Below are 19,460 nucleotides of genomic sequence, written 5' to 3'. Positions count from 1 at the left end.
ATGCGGATGCTGGAGCATGAAGGCTTCACCCACGACAAATATATCGACATCTTCGACGGCGGGCCGACCATGGTCGCGCATACCGATCGCATCCTGTCGATCCGCGACGCAGTCGAGAGTCGAGTCGCGCGGATCGGGGTGGAAGGCGGCGAGCGGCGGCTGTGCACGGCGGGACGGCTGGCCGGCTGGCGCGCAGCCTATGCGCAAGTCGAGATGCTGGACGGCGGCGAGATCGCGATCGATGCCGAGGGCGCGCGGCTGCTGGGCGTGGAGCCTGGCGGCACGGTCGTGCATGTGGGGCGGGCGTAAAGGAGATCGCTCGTCCCGAGCGTAGGGACGAGCGAATTTGGAGTTACAGGTGCTGCAGGAGATCAACTTCGACGGGATCGTCGGGCCGAGCCACAATTATGGCGGGTTGAGCCTCGGCAATCTCGCGTCGGCGAAGAACGCCAATCACACCAGCTATCCGCGGGCGGCGGCGCTGCAGGGGCTCGAGAAGATGCGGCACAATCTGCGGCTGGGCCTTCCCCAGGGCATATTGCTGCCGCACCCGCGGCCGGACCTTGCCTGGCTGGAGAGCCTTGGCGCGTCGATGGAAAGCGCGGCGCCGATCCCCGCCTGGGCGATGAGCGCTTCGCCGATGTGGACGGCCAATGCGGCGACCGTCTCCCCTGCCCCGGATACGCGCGACGGCAAATGCCACCTGAGTGTCGCCAACCTCGTCACCATGCCGCACCGCAGCCATGAATGGCCGAACACGCTGAAGCAGCTGCGGCTCGCCTTTGCGGGTCCGGGCTTTGCCGTGCACGGACCGGTGCCGGCGCCGTTCGGCGACGAGGGCGCGGCCAACCACATGCGGCTGGCACCATCCCATGGCGAGGCGGGCGTCGAAATCTTCGTCTATGGCCGGTCGGGCGGCGCCTTTCCCGCGCGCCAGCATCGGATGGCGTGCGAGGCGGTGGCGGCGCATCACGGCCTCGATCCCGAACGCACGCTGTTCGTCGAGCAGGCGGAGGAGGCGATCGCGGCCGGCGCCTTCCACAATGACGTGGTGGCGGTGGCGGACGGCCTGACCCTGTTCGCGCACGAACAGGCCTTTGCCGACCGCGCGAGCTTCTATGCCCAGCTCGAGCGGCTGCTGCCGGAGGTGCGGATCGTCGAAGTGCCGGCGGCGCGGGTGAGCCTGGCGGACGCGATTGCCAGCTATCTGTTCAACGCACAGCTCGTCACCTTGCCGTCGGGCGAGCAGGCCTTGATCGCACCGAGCGAAGCGCATGCGGTGCCGGCCGTCCGCGACTATCTGGAAGAACTGGTCGCCGGCAATGGCCCGATCCGCGCCACCCATTTCGTGGATGTGCGCCAGTCCATGGCCAATGGCGGCGGCCCCGCCTGCCTGCGCCTGCGGGTGGTCGCCGATCCGGCCGAGGTCGATCCCCGCTTCATGGTCGACGAAAACAAGCTCGACCGCCTGGCGCAGGTGATCGGCGCGACCTGGCCGGAGACGATCGATTCGGCGCATCTGGCCGATCCGGCGCTGCACGAGCAGATCGCCGCTGCCCGTGCGGCCTTGCTGGAGGCGCTGGCGCTGCAAGGCGAGGACCTCTGAAGCATCGTTAACCCTTTATTTACCTTGTCCGTCCGCGCCGTTCGAGCGTTAGTGCGGCCATGTTCGCGAAGATCAAACGCCTGTTCACCATCACCAATCGCTTCGAAGCGTTCATGGTGATCTATGCGCTGGCGCTGGGCGCGTGCGAGCGGGGCATCCATTATCTCGACACCTATCCGGGCGTGGGCGGCACGCTGCTGTTCCTCGCCTGTACCGGCAGCGTGTTCATCGCCGGCGGCATGATCCTCGACAATCTGGCGCTGAGGCGTGCCCTCCGCTAAGCCTTGCGCTTATGATCAGGGTGGGCGTCGGCGGCTGGACTTATGAACCGTGGCGCGGAGTCTTCTACCCGCCCAAGCTGAGCCATGCGAAGGAGATCGAGCACGCCACGCGCGCGCTGACGGCGATCGAGATCAACGGCACCTATTATCGCCGGCAGAGCCCCAAGACGTTCGAGAGCTGGCGCAAGGCGGCGCCGGACGGCTTCGTCTACACGGTCAAGGCGAGCCGCTTCTGCACCAACCGCAAGAACCTCGCCGAGGGCGAGGAAGGCATGCGCAACTTCTTCGACCAGGGGCTGATCGAGTTGGGGGACCGGCTGGGCCCGATCCTGTGGCAGCTGATGGGACCCAAGCAGTTCGATCCGGACGAGATCCGCGCCTTTTTCGCGATGCTGCCGCGGGAATGGAGCGGCGTGCCGCTGCGCCATGCGATCGAACCGCGGCACGAGAGCTTCCGCAATCCCGAGTTCTTCGATCTGGCGCGGGCGGCGGGCGTGGCGGTGGTCTATGCCGAGGCGGACGATTATCCGTGTTTCCCGGACCAGACGGGCGCATTCACTTACGCACGGTTCCAGCAATGCCGCGAGGAGGCGGAGACGGGCTATTCGAATGCGGAACTGGACCGGATCGCCGACCAGGCGCGCGGCTGGGCGGAGGGTGGACGCGACGTGTTCTGCTTCTTCATCGCCGGGGCGAAGGTGCGGGCGCCGGCGGCAGCGATGGCGCTGATCGAGCGGGTGGGTCGGCCTTAGGTCGATCGAGAAAGTTCTCGCTCGTCCCGAGCGTAGTCGAGGGGCGTTGCTCCGATGCCGTACACGCGCCCCTCGACTACGCTCGGGACGAGCGACTTTTTTGGGTGCTGAACTTCAAAGGGAGCGGATGATTTCCCGCGCGCAATTGTGGCCGGGAGCGCCGGTGACGCCGCCGCCCGGATGCGTGCCGGCGCCGCACATCCAGAGGTTCTGGATCGGCCCGGCATAGGCGCCATGGCCGAGCACCGGGCGGGCGGCCCAGAGCTGGTCGATCGACATGGCGCCGTGCATGATGTCGCCACCGGCGAGGCCGAAGCGTTCTTCGAGGTCGAAGGGGCTCAGCGACAGCCGGCCGACCACCGATGCCTTGAAACCGGGTGCGAACGCCTCGACCGTGTCGATGATCGTGTCGGCGGCGGCTTCGCGCTCCGCCTCCCAGCTGCGGCCATCCGGCAGCACCGGCGCGAATTGCTGGCAGAACAGGCTGGCGACATGCGCGCCTTTGGGCGCCAGCGTATCGTCGAGCGTCGAGGGGATCAGCATCTCGACGATCGGCCGCTTCGACCAGCCGAAAGCCCGCGCGTCAGTGAAGGCCTGGTCCATATAGTCGAGTGTCGGCGCGATCACGATGCCGCTGGCAAGATGCTCGCCGGGCTCGGGCAGGCAGGTGAAGCGCGGCAGTTCGGACAGCGCAACATTCATGCGGAAGGTGCCGGACCCGGCCTTGAACATGCGCATGCGGCGCGCAAAGTCCGGCGGCAAATCCGCTTCGTCGACCAGCTTGCCGTAGAGCAACTTGGGGCCGACATTGGCGACGACGCGGCGGGCGAACAGCTCTGTGCCATCCTCAAGTGCGACGCCGACGGTCTTGCCATTATCGACGAGAACCTTGGCGACCGGTGCGTCCGTCATGATCTCGACTCCAGCCGCTTGGCACGCCTGGCGCATCGCCTGGGTGATCGCCCCCATGCCGCCGATCGCATGGCCCCACGCCCCCTTCACGCCATTCACTTCGCCGAAGACGTGGTGCAGGAGGACGTAAGCCGAGCCGGGCGTGTCGGGGCTGGCGTAGTTACCGACGACCGCGTCGAAGCCGAACGCCGCCTTGATCTCGTCGCTTTCGAACCAGCCGTCGAGAAAGGTGCGCGCGGACTTGGCGAACAGGTCGAGCAGGTCGCGCTGCGCCTCCAGCCCAAGCTTGCGCAGGCCCCAGCCCTGGGTCGCCGCGCGGATGAGGTCCTGCACGCCGCCGCCCGCATTGGGGGGAGTCTTGAGCGCCAGATCGCGCAGCACGTCGGCGATCCGCTCCAGCGCGTCATAATAGGCCGGAAGCGTCTCCGCGTCTTTCGCGGAGTATTTGGCGACTTCGGCCTGGGTGCGTTCGAGCGAGCCGCCGAGCTTCAGATAATTGCGATCGTCGAACGGCAGGAAGTTGGAGATCGGGCGGTGCACCACCCGCAGGCCCCAATCGTGCAGCCGCATGTCGGCGATCACCTTCGCCTGGAGCAGGCTGACCGTGTAGCTGGCGGTCGAGTTGCGGAAGCCGGGATGAAATTCCTCGGTCACTGCCGCGCCGCCGACGACGGAGCGACGCTCGAGAATGCGGACCTTGAGACCGGCACGGGCGAGATACCAGGCGCAAGTCAGGCCGTTATGGCCGCCGCCGATGATCAGTGCGTCGTCTTGTCCCCCGCCCATTTTCTTCCGTTCGTTTCGAGCGAAGTCGAGAAACGTACACCCGCGACAGCGTGTCTCGACTTCGCTCGACACGAACGGGTTTAGTAGGACCTAAGCCGCTTCGGCCATCTCGCCCAAAGCCGCGCGCACGGCCGTAACCGCTGCGTCCGCCTTGGCGCCGTCGGGACCCCCGCCCTGCGCCATGTCGGGGCGACCGCCGCCGCCCTGCCCGCCGAGCGCCGCGACCGCCAGCTTGACCAGATCGACGGCGTTGCGGCGGCCGGTCAGGTCGTCGGTGACGCCGACCGCGACCGAGGCGCGGCCGTCATTCACCGCCACCAGCACGGCGACCCCCGAACCGACGCGGGTCTTGAGATCGTCGACCGCGCCGCGCAGGCCCTTGGGGTCGAGCCCCTCGACCACTTGGCCGATAAAGCCATGGCCGCCGACCTGCTCCGGACCTGCCGCGTCCGCCTTGCCGCCGCCGCCGAGCGCCAGCGCCTTCTTCGCATCGGCAAGCTCGCGCTCCAGCCGGCGCCGTTCCTCGATCAGCGCGGTGACGCGCGCGGGCACTTCGTCCGGGCTGGCCTTGAGCGCGGCGGCCGCTTCGCGCAGCCGCTCCTCGCGGGCGCTCAGCCATTGGCGCGCGGCTTCGCCGGTCAGCGCCTCGATGCGGCGCACACCGGAGGAGACGGCGCTTTCGGACACGATCTTGAACAGCGCGATGTCGCCGGTCGCGTTCACATGGGTGCCGCCGCACAGTTCGACCGAATAGGCGTCGCGGCCCATGGTCAGCACGCGGACCTCGTCGCCATATTTTTCGCCGAACAGCGCCATGGCGCCGGCGGCGATCGCGTCGTCCGGCGTCATCAGCCGGGTCGAGACCTGTTCGTTGTGGCGGATATGGCCGTTCACGTCCGCTTCCACATCCGCGATTTCCTGGGCGGTGAGCGCCTGGGGATGCGAGAAGTCGAAGCGGAAGCGGTCCGCCGCGACGAGCGAGCCCTTTTGCGTGACATGGCCGCCCAGCCGCTTGCGCAAGGCCGCGTGCAGCAGGTGCGTTGCCGAGTGGTTGGCGCGGATACGGTCGCGGCGCTCCGCATCGACGGACAGGTGGACCGGATCACCGATCGCGACCTCGCCATCCTCGATCACGAGATGATGCGCGTGCAGCCGGCCGAGCGGCTTGGACGTGTCGTCGACCCGCGCCTTCAGCCCCTTTTCGGACGTGACGGTGCCGGCATCGCCCATCTGACCGCCGCTTTCGGCGTAGAATGGCGTCTGGTTGGTGAGCAGCACAACCGTCTCGCCCGCCGAGGCATGATGCACCGGCGCGCCGTCCTTCACGATCGCGACGACCTCGCCTTCGCCTTCCGTTCCCGAATAGCCGATGAACTCGGTCGAGCCATGCGCTTCGGCCAGGTCGAACCAGACGTCTTCGGAGGCCTTGGCACCGGAGCCTTTCCAGGCAGCGCGGGCGGCGGCCTTTTGCTCCGCCATTGCGGTGTCAAAGCCCCTCCGGTCGACCTGCAGCCCCTGCGCGCGCAAGGCGTCCTCGGTCAGGTCATAGGGGAAGCCGAACGTGTCGTAGAGCTTGAACGCGACTTCGCCCGGCAGCGTGTCGCCGGCCTGCATCTTGCCCGTCGCCTCGTCGAGCAGGCGCAGGCCGTTGGCGAGCGTCTGGCGGAAGCGGGTTTCCTCTTGGCGCAGCGTCGCCTCGATCAGCGGCTGGGCGCGGACGAGTTCGGGGAACGCCGCACCCATCTCCGAGACGAGCGAGCCGACCAGCCGATGCATCAGCGGCTCCTTGGCGCCGAGCAGATGGGCGTGGCGCATCGCGCGACGCATGATGCGGCGCAGGACGTAGCCGCGGCCTTCATTGGCCGGCAGCACGCCGTCGGCCACGAGGAAGCCCGACGCGCGAAGATGGTCCGCGATCACCCGGTGCGAAGCCTTGTGCTCGCCTTCGGCCGCCGTGTGGGTGAGCTCGGAGCTGGCGGCGATCAGCGCCTTGAACGTGTCGGTGTCGTAATTGTCGTGCACGCCCTGGAGCACGGCGGCGATCCGCTCCAGCCCCATGCCGGTGTCGATCGACGGACGCGGCAGGTCGCGGACGATCTCGTTCGCTTCCTGCTCATACTGCATGAAGACGAGGTTCCAGATCTCGACGAAACGGTCGCCGTCCTCGTCGGGGCTGCCCGGCGGGCCGCCGTGGATGTGCTCGCCATGATCGAAGAAGATCTCCGAACAGGGTCCGCACGGGCCATTATCGCCCATCGCCCAGAAATTGTCCTTGGTGGCGATGCGGATGATCCGCTCTTCGGGCAGGCCGGCGATCTTCTTCCAGAGATCAAAGGCTTCGTCGTCGGTGTGGTAGACGGTCGCCGTCAGCCGGTTCGGATCGATGCCGAACTCGCGCGTCAGCAGCGTCCAGGCATGGGTGATCGCCTGTTCCTTGAAATACTGGCCGAACGAGAAATTGCCCAGCATCTCGAAGAAGGTGTGGTGCCGGGCGGTATAGCCGACATTGTCGAGATCATTGTGCTTGCCGCCGGCCCGCACGCATTTCTGCGAGGAAGCGGCCGTGGTGTAGGGCCGCGTCTCCAGGCCGGTGAACACGTTCTTGAACGGCACCATGCCAGCATTGACGAACATCAGCGTCGGATCGTTGTGCGGCACCAGCGGCGCAGAGGGCACGCGCGCATGCCCGGCGCTCTCGAAATAGTCGAGGAAAGTGCGGCGAATGTCGTTCGTCGAGGTCATGCGTGGCATGTATGTCAGGCGGCCCGCACCGGCAACTATGTTGCGTCGCAGCAGCAGCTTCGCTTATGTGGACGCGTGACGGGTCAAGGGAACGCGGTGCGATGCCGCGGCTGCCCCCGCAACTGTAACCGGCGAGCCGGCGTGCCATGATGTCACTGGGCGATAGCCTGGGAAGACGGCGCGACCAGCATTGACCCGGGAGCCAGGAGACCTCCCCGCCACAGCTGTTCATTCGGCCGGGCGGGGTGCACCGGGCGGACGAAGCGGTGCGCGAGCACCGTCCTTCGCAAGAACGGCATGGACGTTGTTGCGAAAGGACCGAAATGCGATCTTATCTCCTGACCCTGACGGCGCTCTGCGCCGCGCCCGCGCTCGCGCAAAGCGCCGACGACAGCGGCCCCGATGTCGTGGTTACCGCCACCCGCTCGGGCGAGCCGACGCCGATCCGCGATGTCGGCGCGTCGATCACCCTCCTCTCCCCTGAGACGCTGACCGATCGCCAGACGCGGTCGGTCGCCGACATCCTGCGGGACGTGCCCGGCGTGGCGGTCAACCGCACCACCGGCCTCACCCAGCTGCGGCTGCGGGGAAGCGAGGCCAACCAGCTGCTGGTGCTGATCGACGGCATCGAGGCGTCCGACCCGTTCCTGAGCGAGTTCGACTTCGGCAGCCTGGTGGCGGACGAGAATGCGCGCATCGAAGTGCTGCGCGGCCAGCAGAGCGCACTCTATGGATCGGACGCGATCGGCGGCGTCGTCCACTATATCACCGCGAGTGGCCGCGAGGCGCCGGGCTTCAGTGCGCGCGTCGAGGGCGGCACCCAGGCGACCGCCAACGCGATGCTCCGCGCGGCAGGCGTAGCGGGCGATTTCGACTATGCCGCGACGGGCACGCTGCTCACCACCGACGGCGCGCCGGACGCGCGGAAAGGCACGCGCGATCTCGGCTCCGACACGGTTTCGGCCGCGCTCAAGCTAAACTGGTCGCCGCTGCCGAACTTCCGGCTGGGCGCGGTCGGCCGCTTCACCGACGTGGCGCGTGACTTCAACGATCAAAACTTCAGCGTGGCTGGCCCGAGCTTCGGCCTGGTTGTGGACTCGCCCGGCGTGCGGTCGCACAATCGCAACTGGAACGGCCTGCTCCGCGCCGAGCTCGACACGCTGGGGGGACGCTGGACTCACGCGGTGACGGGCCAGTTCACCGATGCGCGGCGCGACACCTTCGCCTTCGATGACCGGACCAGCGGCAGCCAGGGCGAAAGGCTGAAAGGCAGCTACGAAACGGCGCTGCGCTTCGACACCGGCAGCATCCGCCACCGCGTCACCTTCGCCCTCGATCTCGAACGCGAGCGGTTCCGCAACCGCGACCCGAACGGCTTCGCCTTCAACGGCCGGCGCGAAGTGAAGAACACGGGACTGGTCGGCCAATATGAGCTGTTCTTCGGCGACCGCGCCGGACTCTCCGCCTCGGTGCGGCGCGACGACAACAGCCTGTTCGCCAACACGACCACCTATCGGGTGCAGGGCAGCTATGCGGTGCTCGACGGCACGCGGCTGCACGCGGCGGCGGGATCCGGCGTCAAGAACCCGAACCTGTTCGAGCTGTACGGCTTCATCGACGGACGCTTCCTCGGCAATCCGGACCTGAAGCCCGAGAAGTCGGAAGGCTGGGAAGCAGGGGTCGAGCAGCGACTGTTCGGCGACCGAGTGACGGTCGGGGCGACCTATTTCGAGAATGTGCTGGACGACGAGATCTACACCGACTTCCCGCCCCCGCTCTTCACGCCGACATCGCTGAACCGCGCGACCAAATCGCGGCAGCACGGCGTCGAAGCGGCGCTGGCGGCGCGCTTCGGCGAGGCGTGGCGGGTGGACGCAGCCTATACCTATTTAAAGGCGCGCGAGAATGGCGTGACCGAGGTTCGCCGCCCGAAGCACATCGCCAGCGTCTCCACGACCTGGAGCGCTCCTGGGGACACCGCATCGGTGACGCTTGTCGGGCGCTATAATGGCCGGCAGCTCGACCAGGCGTTCCTGGATCCCAGCTTCGTGCCGACGATCGTCAGGCTCGACGATTATGTGCTGGTGAACCTGAACGCCCGCGCGCGGCTGTCCGACCGGTTCGAGCTGTTCGGGCGCGTCGAGAACCTGTTCGACGAACGCTATGAAGACGTGTTCTCTTTTGTTAATCCCGGGCGCACCGCCGTGGCTGGCGTGCGGGTCCGACTGTGAGGAGTGAGACGATGAATCCGCTTTCCGGAACCGCGCGGCTGGTGTGGCCGCTGATCCTGTCCCTCGGCGCCTTTCTGGGCAGCTGGGCGACCGCGTGCATCTTTCCGTTCGCCGGCTTTGCGGCCGTATCGGCGCTGACGACGGACCTGCGCCGCGGCCTTGCCGCCGTGTTCGGCGTGTGGGCGATGAACCAGGCGGTGGGCTATAGCCTGCTCGGCTATCCGACTGACACGAACACGCTGGCCTGGGGCTTGGCCATCGGCGCGGGCGCGTTCGCCGGCTTCTTCGCCGCGCGCGCGGCGGCCCGGCTGCCGGGGGCGATCGTCGTGGCGCCGGTCGCGGCCTTCGCCACTTATGAGCTGCTGCTGTTCGCGGTCGCCAATGCGATCGGCGGGCTCGAGACCTTCTCGGGCGAGATCGTGTTGCAGATCGCGCGCAACGATGCCTTCTGGTTTGCTGGGCTGATGGCAGCGCGCTTCCTGCTGACCCGCACCGCGCCCGCCCTGTTCGGAAGCCGGACGACGCTCCAGCCGGCCTGATGGCAGCCACGCCACGGATCGTCTCGCTGCTGCCCAGCGCGACGGAGATCGCGGTTGCGCTCGGCCTGGGTGAAGTCTTGGTCGGGCGCAGTCACGAATGCGACTGGCCGCCCGAGGTGGCGCAGCTGCCGGCGCTGACCGCGACCAAGATCCCAAAGGGCATGCGGTCGATCAAGATCGACTATACGGTGAAGAGCATCATCGAAAGCGGCCTGTCCGCCTATACGGTGGATGCCGAGCGGCTGCGGGCGCTCAGGCCCGACGTGATCCTGACGCAGACGCAATGCGCGGTGTGCGCGGTCACGCCGCGCGACCTGGAAGAGGCGCTGGCGGACTGGACGGGGACCAGGCCGCTGCTGCTATCCCTCGCGCCGGATACGTTGGCGGATGTGTGGGGCGATTTTGCGCGGGTGGCGGAAGCAACCGGGCGCGATGCGGCGCCGGTGGTGGCAGCACTGCAGGCGCGGCTCGCGGCGATCCCGCAGCTCGCTGAGCGGCCGGGCGTGGCGGCGGTCGAGTGGATCGAACCGCTGATGATTGCCGGTAACTGGATTCCGGAACTGGTCGAGATTGCTGGCGGAGAGCCGCTCCTCGCCAGCGCGGGCCAGCATTCGGACTTCATCAAGTGGGAAGAGGTGCGGGCCGCCGATCCAGAGGTGATCGTCGCCATGCCCTGCGGCTTCCAGGTGTCACGCACGCTCGAAGAAATGCCGCTGCTGGACGCGCTGCCCGGCTGGAGCGACATCCGTGCCGTCCGGGACGGCCGCGTGTTCGTCGCCGACGGCCACCATCTCTACAATCGGCCCGGCCCGCGCCTGGTTGAATCCGCCGAGGCGCTGCACGCGATGATCCATGGCGGCGACGCGCATGCCGGCCGCTATTGGACGCGTTATTCGGCGAGCGCCGCGCGCACCGGCGCTTCCCATTCCGGCGCGCAGATCAGCAGATCGGGCAGCAGCGTCTCGCGGGCATTGTAGCGGCAAGGCGATCCGTCGACCCGGGTCGCGACCATGCCGGCGCCGAGCGCCACCGCCACCGGCGCGGCATTGTCCCATTGGTGCTGGCCGCCGGTGTGGAAATAAATGTCACCCTGGCCCAGCACCACGGCCATCGCCTTGGCGCCGGCCGAGCCCATCGGTACCATCTCGGCGCCGAGCCTCTCCTGCAGCAATGTGCATTCGGGCGGAGGCCGGGTGCGGCTGACGAGAAGCCGCGGCCGCTCCGGACGTTGGGCCTGTGGCGCGGGCCGGTCCGAGCGCAGCACCAGACCCTGCGCCGGCAGCGCCACAGCACCGACCGCGGCGTGGCCATCAATGCTGAGGGCGACATGCACGGCCCAATCCTCCCGGCCTTCGGAATATTCGCGCGTGCCGTCGAGGGGATCGATGATCCACACCCGGCTCTTTTCCAGCCGCGCCAGGTCGTCGACTCGTTCTTCGGAGAGTAGGCCGTCGTCCGGCCTGAGCGCGTGCAGCGCGTGCACCAGATAGCTGTTGGCGGTCGCATCGCCGATATTGCCGAGCGTCTTGCCACTGGCCGTCCCGCTCTCGCGGAGCGTCATCAGCAACTGGCCCGCAGTGCGTGCGAGCAGCGCCGCCAGATCCGCATCGGTCATTCTTCGACCGGTCCGGTGCTGAGGATCGACGGGGCCGCCTTGCGCAGCCGGGCGAACTCGACGACCTGCTTGCCGACCAGCTCCAGCTGGGACGACGCGCCGGCATCGGTGCACTGCCCGTCCCTGAACATGCCGGACACGGCACGGATCGCCGCGCCGAGCGGGGTCGGCCAGCCGCGGAGCGCGTGGACGATCGATCGCATCGTCGCCAGCGTCGAGCCGGTCGCCTGCCAGCCATAGGCGGTGACGATCAGCCCCACCGGCAGGCCGTCCAGATAGACCCGCGCGTCCTTCGACGTTTCCTCGACATAGTCGATCGCGTTCTTGACGAGGCCGGAGATGGAGCCGTGGTAGCCGGGGCTGGCGATCACCAGGCCATGCGCCTCGCGCACCGCCTCGACCAGGCGCCGCCCCTCTTCCGACCGGTCGAGCACGCCCGGCGCGTAATGGGGCAAGGCGCACAGCGCCGCACCATCGAACCAGGTCACCTCGGCTCCCTCGGCCGCGGCGGCGCGCAGGGCGATCTGCAGTGCCTGCTCGGTCGAGGAGCCGGGCGACGTGGTTCCTCCGATACCGACGATGGACAGCTTTTCAGGCATGGCGTCTCCCCGCTACAGCGCGGCCATGCCAAAGCATATCCGTCCCCGCCGGTCGATGCTCTATGTGCCCGGCGACAAGCCCCGCGCGCTCGAAAAAGTGCGCAGCCTGCCCGTCGACGGCATCATCATCGATCTGGAAGACGCAGTCGCGCCCGAAGCCAAGGAGAATGCGCGGCAGTGCATCGCCGAGGCGCTGTCCGCCGACTATGGCGCGCGCGAGCTGATCCTGCGGGTCAGCGCCGTCGATTGCGCGCCTGACTTCGTGCTGGCGGAACGGCTGCCGATCCATGGCGTGCTGATCCCGAAGGTCGATAGTCCCGCGATGGTGCGCGCGGCGAGCGCCCGGACCCGGCACCCGATCTGGTGCATGATCGAAACCCCTTTAGGCGTGCTGCGCGCGGGCGACATCGCGGCGGCGAGCGACCGGCTGGCAGGCTTCGTCGCCGGCACCAACGACCTGACCAAGGAACTGCGCGCGCGGCACGTGCCGGACCGCACGCCGCTGCTCACCAGCCTGTCGCTGATGCTGCTGGCGGCGCGGGCGCATGGGCTGGCAGCGTTGGACGGCGTGCATCTGGGCCTGGACGATCTCGCCGGCTTCGAGGCGAGCTGCCGCCAGGGTGTCGAGCTCGGCTTCGACGGCAAGACGCTGGTGCATCCGAGCACGATCGACATCGCCAACCGGGTGTTCGGCCCTTCCGCCGAGGAGGTCGCCAAGGCGCGTGAGATCGTCGCCGCCTGGGACCAGGCTCGCGCCGAGGGGAAAGGCGTCGCGCGGATCGGTGGTGCCATGGTCGAGCAACTGCATGTGAATGAAGCGCTGCGGGTGATCGCCATGGCGGAGGCGATAGAGGCTCCTCCCCGGAACGGGCAGGGGGACCGCGCGCGCTAGCGCGTTGTGGAGGGGGCCCCGGAGCTCGGCACGATGCAACCGGGCCCCCTCCACCAAGCTCCGCTTGGTCCCCCTCCCCGTTCCGGGAGGATTTAGCCGCCCGCCTCCACCCGTACCAGCAGCGTGCCTTCGCTGACCTGCGCGCCGGTGGTGGCGTTCAGTTCGGCCACCATTCCGTCGAACGGCGCGGTCAGCGTATGCTCCATCTTCATCGCCTCGAGCGTGACGAGCTTCTGGCCCTTGGTGACTGAGGCGCCAGCCGCGACCTCCACCGCGATGATGCGGCCCGGCATTGGCGCCATGATCGCGCCGTCGCCGACGGCTCCGCCGGCCTTGCCCGATGCGCGGTACGGCTCGACCAGCCAACTCTGGCCGGCTTCGCTGAAAATGACGGGATCGCTCGCGGCGGTCGCAGTGAACAGGCTTCCATCGTTCGCGTCAGGCTCGAATGCCACCCGGTGGGGTTCCCCATCCACCGCCACGACGAGCTCCCGCCGCGGCTGCGCATTGAGGCGGAAGCCGGCAAGCGGCTGGACGGCGAGAGCGCGGGCGACGTTAGCCAACGCGGTGTGGCTCGGCGCTGCGTCCGGCATCAGAGCCTCGCCTTCACGGGCGATCAGCCCGGTGTCGAGCGTGCCCCCGACGAAGTCCGGATGCTCGAGCGCCTTGACCAGAAATCCGGCGTTGGTCCGCACAGGCCAGACCACCGTCTCTTCGAGCGCCTCCGCAAGCTGCGTGCGGGCCTCGTCGCGATCCCCGCCATGGGCGATCAGCTTGGCGACCATGGGATCGTAGAAGGGCGACACCTCGGCGCCTTCGCCGACGCCCGTGTCGATGCGCACGCCACGGCCCAGCTCGAACGCCTCCAGCCGCCCGATACTCGGCAGGAAGCCTTTGGCGGGATCTTCTGCGTAGAGCCGGGCTTCCATCGCCCAGCCGTCGATCTCCAGCTCGTCCTGGCGCTTCGGCAGTGGCTCTCCTGACGCAACGCGGAGTTGCCACTCGACCAGGTCCTGCCCGGTGATCTCTTCCGTCACCGGGTGCTCGACCTGCAGGCGCGTGTTCATTTCCATGAACCAGACCCGATCGCCGCGCAGGCCCTGGCTCGCGTCAGCGATGAACTCGATCGTGCCGGCGCCCACATAATCGACAGCGCGCGCCGCCTTGACTGCGGCATCGCAGACCACCTGCCGTAGTGCGTCGTCAAAGCCCGGCGCTGGGGCTTCCTCGATCACCTTCTGGTGGCGGCGCTGGAGCGAGCAGTCGCGTTCGAACAGGTGGACTATGTTGCCATGCGCATCACCGAACACCTGCACTTCGATGTGGCGGGGCGAGAGGATGTATTTCTCGATCAGCACGCGGTCGTCGCCGAACGAGCTGGCCGCCTCGCGCTTGCACGAGGTGAGCGCGTCCTGGAACTCGGCCGCGCTCTCGACCCGGCGCATGCCCTTGCCGCCGCCACCCGCCACCGCCTTGATCAGCACCGGATAGCCGATCGCGTCCGCTTCGGCCTGCAGGCGGTCGGGCGACTGGTCCTCGCCGAGATAACCGGGCGTGACCGGCACGCCCGCCTCCGCCATCAGCTTCTTGGCAGCGTCCTTAAGCCCCATCGCGCGGATCGAAGCGGGCTTCGGCCCGACCCAGATCAGCCCGGCGTCGATCACCGCCTGCGCGAAGTCGGCATTCTCGGACAGGAAGCCATAGCCGGGATGGATGGCCTCGGCGCCGGTTGCCTTGGCGGCGGCGATGATACGGTCACCGACCAGGTAGGATTCGCGCGCCGGGCTCGGCCCGATATGCACCGCCTCGTCGGCCTGCCGCACATGCAGCGCCTTGGCATCGGCGTCGGAATAGACCGCCACCGTGCGGATGCCGAGCCGCCGCGCGGTGCGGATGATCCGGCAGGCGATTTCTCCGCGATTGGCGATAAGGAGGGAGGTGATCACGCAAAATCCTCCCCGGCACGGGGAGGGGGACCATCGCGCAGCGATGGTGGAGGGGGCCCGCGCTCGGCACAGGCTGCGACGATCCCCATGATGCACCCTTCCATATTCTTGAGCACTTCAACCGCAGGCAGCCGCATGATGCCGAAGCCATTCTCCGCGACGAAACGATCGCGCGCAGCATCGCGCCCGGGCTGCTCGCCCCGATCGTGAACCTCGCCGTCAACCTCAATCGTCAGCCGGACCGACAGGCACGTGAAGTCCAGCGTATAGGGATCGAGCGGAAACTGCTTCCGCCATCTGTAGCCGCCCGGCCGCTGTCGCAGCTGCGTCCAAAGCAGCACTTCGGGCAAGCTCATCTCCTTGCGCAGTTGGCGCGCACGCCTGACCTGTTTGATGGGCTGACGTAGGATGGCTGGGCCCCCTCCACCACGCCGCTTTGCGGCGCGGTCCCCCTCCCCGTTCCGGGGAGGAACTGTGTTCGAAACTCTCCCCATCACATCCGGAACACGCCAAAGCGCGGTGCTTCGGGGATTGGTGCGTTGAGGGCGGCGGCGAAGGCCAGGCCGAGCACGTCGCGCGTCTGTGCGGGATCGATCACGCCGTCGTCCCACAGACGGGCGGTGGCGTGGTAGGGGTTGCCTTCGTCTTCGTAACGCTGGCGGATCGGAGTTTTGAAGGCTTCGGCTTCTTCCGGCGTCCAGCTGTCGGCGTCGCGGTGGACGGTGGCGAGAACCGCCGCCGCCTGCTCGCCGCCCATCACGCTGATGCGGCTGTTCGGCCATGAAAACAGGAAGCGGGGCGAATAGGCTCGGCCGCACATGCCGTAATTGCCGGCGCCGAAGCTGCCGCCGATCAGCACCGTGATCTTCGGCACGGTCGCGGTGGCGACGGCGGTGACGAGCTTGGCGCCGTGCTTGGCGATTCCCTCGGCCTCATACTTCCCGCCGACCATGAAGCCCGAGATGTTCTGGAGGAACAGGAGCGGAATGCGGCGCTGGCAGGCGAGCTCGATGAAATGCGCGCCCTTCTGTGCCGACTCGCTGAACAGGATGCCGTTATTGGCGATGATGCCGACCGGCATGCCCCAGATATGCGCGAAGCCGCAAACCAGGCTGGTGCCGTAGAGCGATTTGAACTCGTGGAACTCGGAAGCATCGACGATGCGCGCGATGACTTCGTGCACGTCATAGGGCGCACGGACGTCTTCGGGGATGATGCCGTAGAGCTCTTCGGGGTCGTATTTGGGTGGGCGCACCCCTGCGAAAGCAGGGGTCCACCCCTGGGCTCCTGCTTGCGCAGGAGCACAATGAGACACGATATCGCGCACGATCGTCAGCGCGTGTTCGTCATTCTCGGCGACATGATCGACGACGCCGGACTTGCGCCCGTGCAGGTCGCCACCGCCCAGATCCTCGGCGGAGATGACTTCGCCGGTGGCCGCCTTCACCAGCGGCGGCCCGGCAAGGAAGATCGTGCCCTGGTTGCGGACGATCACCGTTTCGTCGGACATGGCGGGGACATAGGCGCCGCCCGCGGTGCAGCTGCCCATCACGCAAGCGATCTGGGGAATGCCCTTCGCGCTCATATTCGCCTGGTTGAAGAAGATGCGGCCGAAATGGTCGCGGTCGGGGAAGACCTCGGCCTGGTGCGGCAGGTTGGCGCCGCCGGAATCGACCAGATAGATACACGGCAGCCGGTTCTGCTCGGCAATCTCCTGCGCGCGGAGATGCTTCTTGACCGTCATCGGATAGTAGGTCCCGCCTTTGACTGTCGCATCGTTGCAGACGATCATCACCTGCCGGCCCGAGACGCGGCCGATGCCGGCGATCATGCCGGCGCCGGGCACCTCCCCTTCGTACATGTCGCAGGCGGCGAGCTGGCCGATCTCGAGAAAGGGCGAGCCCGGATCGAGCAGCCGCTCGACGCGGTCGCGGGGGAGCAATTTGCCACGCTCGGTGTGCCGGGCACGCGACTTCTCGTTGCCGCCGAGCGCCGAGACGACAACGCGGGCGCGGAGCTCTTCGGCCAGCGCGCGATTGTGCGCGGCGCGGGCGCGGGTCTGCTCGGCGTCAGCTTGGATGGCGGTGGCGAGGACGGGTGCGCTCAAGCGCCGCCTCCGATCAGTTCGCGGCCAATGAGCATGCGGCGGACTTCGTTGGTGCCGGCGCCGATGTCGAGCAGCTTGGCGTCGCGGGCGTAGCGCTCGACCGGCCAGTCCTTGGTGTAGCCCGCCCCGCCCAGCGCCTGGATAGCCTCCAGCGACACGCGAACGGCATTCTCACTTGCCAGCAGGATCGCGCCGGCCGCGTCGAAGCGGGTGGTCTGGCCGGCATCGCAGCTCTTGGCGACCGCATAGGTATAGGCACGCGCCGATTGCAGCGCGACATACATGTCGGCGACCTTGGCCTGCATCAGCTGGAAGGTGCCGATCGCCTTGCCGAACTGCTTGCGCTCGCGGACGTAAGGGATGACCGTGTCGAGGCAGGCCTGCATGATGCCGAGCTGGACGCCGGCAAGCACCGCGCGCTCATAGTCGAGGCCCGACATCAGCACGCCGACGCCGCCGTTGAGCGGACCCATCACATTCGCTTCCGGCACTTCGCAGTCGCTGAACACCAGTTCCGCCGTGGGCGAGCCGCGCATGCCCATCTTGTCGATCTTCTGGCCGATCGAGAAGCCGGGCATGTCCTTTTCGATCAGGAAGGCCGTGATGCCGCGGCTGCCCTCACCCGTCTTCGCATAGACCACCAGCGTGTCCGCATAGGCCGCGTTGGTGATCCAGAACTTGGTGCCGTTCAGCACATAGCCGCCCTGCACGGCATCCGCCTTGAGCTTCATCGAGACGACGTCGGAGCCGGCGCCCGCTTCCGACATCGCAAGGCTGCCGACATGCTCGCCGGAGATGAGCTTGGGCAGGTATTTCGCCTTCTGCTCGTCGTTGGCCCAGCGGCGGATCTGGTTGACGCAGAGGTTCGAATGCGCGCCATAGCTGAGGCCGATGGACGCGGACGCGCGGCTGACTTCCTCCACTGCGATCACGTGCTCGAGATAGCCGAGGCCCAAACCGCCATCGGCTTCGTCGACGGTGATCCCGTGCAGGCCGAGAGCGCCCATTTCCGGCCAGAGGTCCTTTGGGAACCAGTCCTCGGAGTCGATCTTTGCGGCCAGGGGCGCGATCCGCTCATCGGCGAAGCGCCGCGTGGTCTCGCGGATCATCTCGGCATTGTCGCCGAGCTGGAAGTCGAACTCAGGGGTGGCAACGCTCATGCTTGATCCGCTCTTTCAAGGATGCGCCGTGCTTGCTTGAGATGCGGCGCATCAATCATCTTGCCGTCGATCTGCAGGGCGCCGGCATGGGGGTTGGCGTCGAAGGCCGTGACGATCGCGCGCGCCTGGGCGATCTGCGCTTCGGTGGGCGTGAAAGCGGCATTGATCACCGGCACCTGCGCCGGATGGATGGCCATCATGCCGGTGAAGCCGTCGCGCGCTGCGGTCTCGGCGACCCACCGCAGGCCGTCGAGATCCTTGATGTTCGGATAGACGGTCTCGATCGGGTTCACGCCCGCCGCCGCCGCGCCGAACAAGGTCAGCGCGCGAACCATCTGATAGGGCGGCAGATAGGCCCCGCTCTCGTCGCGCGAGGCAGCGGCACCGATCGCCGCGGGGAGATCCTCCGCGCCCCAGGTCAGGCCGCACAATTCGTGTGCGACTTCGCCATAGTCCCCCAGGCGAAACACAGCCGCTGGCGTCTCGCTGGCGATCGGCAGGATCGGCACGCCCGAGCGGTCGGCGAGCTTGCGCACCGAGGCCGCCCCCTCCGCCTTCGGCAAGACCAGCCCGTCTGGAAACGAGCCGAGCACCGCGGTCAGATCGTCGACGAAGAAATCGCTGTCGAGCGGGTTCAAACGAACAAAGAGCTTTGGGCCAGAACGCTCCGTCCGCTCGAGAAAATCGGCGATCGCCTGGCGCGCCGCCGGCTTGTTGGCCGGTGCGACCGAATCCTCGAGATCCAGGATCAGCGCGTCGGCGCCGAGGCCGAGCGCCTTTTCCATCCGCTCCGGCCGATCGCCGGGCACGAAGAGCAGCGAACGCAGCCTCATGCCGCGGGCGTCCTTCGCTGGACGAGTGCGGTGCGCTGGCAGCGGCAGACGAGCTGGTTGCGCTGGTTGAACATCAGATGCTCGAACGTGACGATGCCGGCGTTGGGACGAGAGAGGCTCTCGCGCAGCTCCAGCACTTCGGTCTCGGCGCGCAGCGTGTCGCCGATGAACACCGGCGCCGGCATGGTAACCTTGTCATAGCCGAGATTGGCAACCAGCGTGCCGAGCGTGGTGTCGCCGACCGACACGCCGACCATCAGTGCGAAGGTGAAGGTGCCGTTGACGACCACCTGCCCGAACTCGCTCGCCCGAGCATATTCCGCGTCGAGGTGGAGCGGCTGCGGATTGTGCGTGAGCGTGGAGAGCAGGAGATTGTCGGTCTCGGTAACGGTGCGGCGAATCTCGTGCGAGATGCGGTCGCCCACCGTCCATTCCTCGAAATATCGTCCGGGCATTGGG

General features: G+C 67.6%; 18 protein-coding genes and 1 riboswitch. Of the genes, 8 read left to right on the top strand and 10 right to left on the bottom strand.

The genetic code is table 11. The features are described from left to right. The 4 genes from HJG53_RS17575 to HJG53_RS17560 all read left to right on the top strand — a co-directional run. A partial coding sequence (locus tag HJG53_RS17575; RefSeq protein ID WP_171132683.1) for an arginine N-succinyltransferase occupies nucleotides 1-309 on the top strand: 309 nt, incomplete at its 5' end. Between the two features lie 49 nt (nucleotides 310-358). Then, a complete protein-coding gene (locus tag HJG53_RS17570; RefSeq protein ID WP_171132666.1) occupies nucleotides 359-1,606 on the top strand; it encodes an N-succinylarginine dihydrolase in 1,248 nt (415 codons plus the stop codon). 59 nt (nucleotides 1,607-1,665) lie between these two features. After that, on the top strand, nucleotides 1,666-1,887 hold the full coding sequence (locus HJG53_RS17565; protein WP_171132664.1) for a hypothetical protein: 222 nt from the start codon (nucleotides 1,666-1,668) through the stop codon (nucleotides 1,885-1,887). An 11-nt stretch (nucleotides 1,888-1,898) separates the two neighbouring features. Further along, nucleotides 1,899-2,639, top strand: coding sequence for a DUF72 domain-containing protein (locus HJG53_RS17560; protein WP_171132663.1), 741 nt, complete (start codon nucleotides 1,899-1,901; stop codon nucleotides 2,637-2,639). Nucleotides 2,640-2,753: 114 nt separating this feature from the next. Here HJG53_RS17560 and HJG53_RS17555 read toward each other — a convergent pair whose 3' ends face one another. Further along, nucleotides 2,754-4,337 carry an NAD(P)/FAD-dependent oxidoreductase gene (locus HJG53_RS17555; protein WP_171132661.1) on the bottom strand — a complete coding sequence of 528 codons (1,584 nt, stop codon included), beginning with the start codon at nucleotides 4,335-4,337 and terminating at the stop codon, nucleotides 2,754-2,756. A gap of 90 nt (nucleotides 4,338-4,427) precedes the next feature. Further along, nucleotides 4,428-7,079 (bottom strand): alanine--tRNA ligase, encoded by a 2,652-nt coding sequence (gene alaS, locus HJG53_RS17550; RefSeq protein WP_171132659.1) that lies wholly within the window; start codon nucleotides 7,077-7,079, stop codon nucleotides 4,428-4,430. 62 nt (nucleotides 7,080-7,141) lie between these two features. Then, nucleotides 7,142-7,313, top strand: a riboswitch (cobalamin riboswitch). 89 nt (nucleotides 7,314-7,402) lie between these two features. Here alaS and HJG53_RS17545 point away from each other — a divergent pair. The 3 genes from HJG53_RS17545 to HJG53_RS17535 are packed head-to-tail and all read left to right on the top strand — an operon-like array spanning nucleotide 7,403 to nucleotide 10,826. Continuing rightward, nucleotides 7,403-9,310: a TonB-dependent siderophore receptor gene (locus HJG53_RS17545; protein WP_171132657.1), complete on the top strand. Its 1,908-nt coding sequence runs from the start codon at nucleotides 7,403-7,405 to the stop codon at nucleotides 9,308-9,310. Between the two features lie 11 nt (nucleotides 9,311-9,321). Next, nucleotides 9,322-9,849 carry a hypothetical protein gene (locus HJG53_RS17540; RefSeq protein WP_171132655.1) on the top strand — a complete coding sequence of 176 codons (528 nt, stop codon included), beginning with the start codon at nucleotides 9,322-9,324 and terminating at the stop codon, nucleotides 9,847-9,849. Then, entirely contained in the window at nucleotides 9,849-10,826 is a 978-nt protein-coding gene (locus tag HJG53_RS17535; protein ID WP_171132653.1) for a cobalamin-binding protein, read from the top strand. The genes HJG53_RS17540 and HJG53_RS17535 overlap by 1 nt, the downstream gene beginning before the upstream one ends. On the opposite strand, the gene HJG53_RS17530 is transcribed toward HJG53_RS17535, so the two are convergent. Together HJG53_RS17530 and HJG53_RS17525 are read right to left on the bottom strand one after the other, a co-directional pair. After that, nucleotides 10,739-11,464, bottom strand: coding sequence for a 3'(2'),5'-bisphosphate nucleotidase CysQ (locus HJG53_RS17530; RefSeq protein WP_171132651.1), 726 nt, complete (start codon nucleotides 11,462-11,464; stop codon nucleotides 10,739-10,741). The genes HJG53_RS17535 and HJG53_RS17530 overlap by 88 nt on opposite strands. Further along, complete coding sequence (locus tag HJG53_RS17525) at nucleotides 11,461-12,063, bottom strand: NADPH-dependent FMN reductase (protein WP_171132649.1); 603 nt, start codon at nucleotides 12,061-12,063, stop codon at nucleotides 11,461-11,463. The genes HJG53_RS17530 and HJG53_RS17525 overlap by 4 nt, the downstream gene beginning before the upstream one ends. Before the next feature lie 25 nt (nucleotides 12,064-12,088). Between HJG53_RS17525 and HJG53_RS17520 the strand changes: the two genes are divergently transcribed. Then, nucleotides 12,089-12,955, top strand: a complete 867-nt coding sequence (locus HJG53_RS17520) for a CoA ester lyase (RefSeq protein WP_171132647.1) — start codon at nucleotides 12,089-12,091, stop codon at nucleotides 12,953-12,955. 92 nt (nucleotides 12,956-13,047) lie between these two features. Here the strand turns inward: HJG53_RS17520 and HJG53_RS17515 are convergent, their stop codons facing one another. From HJG53_RS17515 to HJG53_RS17490, 6 genes are all read right to left on the bottom strand, one after another. Continuing rightward, a complete protein-coding gene (locus HJG53_RS17515) occupies nucleotides 13,048-14,901 on the bottom strand; it encodes an acetyl/propionyl/methylcrotonyl-CoA carboxylase subunit alpha (RefSeq protein ID WP_171132645.1) in 1,854 nt (617 codons plus the stop codon). Continuing rightward, nucleotides 14,898-15,296 (bottom strand): endonuclease domain-containing protein, encoded by a 399-nt coding sequence (locus tag HJG53_RS17510; protein ID WP_368039608.1) that lies wholly within the window; start codon nucleotides 15,294-15,296, stop codon nucleotides 14,898-14,900. The genes HJG53_RS17515 and HJG53_RS17510 overlap by 4 nt, the downstream gene beginning before the upstream one ends. 98 nt (nucleotides 15,297-15,394) lie before the next feature. Beyond that, a complete protein-coding gene (locus HJG53_RS17505) occupies nucleotides 15,395-17,008 on the bottom strand; it encodes a carboxyl transferase domain-containing protein (protein WP_171132641.1) in 1,614 nt (537 codons plus the stop codon). After that, nucleotides 17,005-18,168 carry an isovaleryl-CoA dehydrogenase gene (locus HJG53_RS17500; RefSeq protein ID WP_171132639.1) on the bottom strand — a complete coding sequence of 388 codons (1,164 nt, stop codon included), beginning with the start codon at nucleotides 18,166-18,168 and terminating at the stop codon, nucleotides 17,005-17,007. Before HJG53_RS17500 ends, HJG53_RS17505 begins: the two co-directional genes overlap by 4 nt. Continuing rightward, nucleotides 18,165-19,001 (bottom strand): CoA ester lyase, encoded by an 837-nt coding sequence (locus tag HJG53_RS17495; protein WP_171132637.1) that lies wholly within the window; start codon nucleotides 18,999-19,001, stop codon nucleotides 18,165-18,167. Before HJG53_RS17495 ends, HJG53_RS17500 begins: the two co-directional genes overlap by 4 nt. Then, nucleotides 18,998-19,456, bottom strand: coding sequence for a MaoC family dehydratase (locus tag HJG53_RS17490; protein ID WP_171132635.1), 459 nt, complete (start codon nucleotides 19,454-19,456; stop codon nucleotides 18,998-19,000). The genes HJG53_RS17495 and HJG53_RS17490 overlap by 4 nt, the downstream gene beginning before the upstream one ends. Nucleotides 19,457-19,460 lie beyond the last annotated feature (4 nt).

The sequence above is a fragment of the Sphingomonas sp. ID1715 genome, from assembly GCF_013044515.1.
Lineage (GTDB): Bacteria > Pseudomonadota > Alphaproteobacteria > Sphingomonadales > Sphingomonadaceae > Sphingomonas_B.
This window is presented reverse-complemented; position numbering and strand designations above follow the sequence as displayed.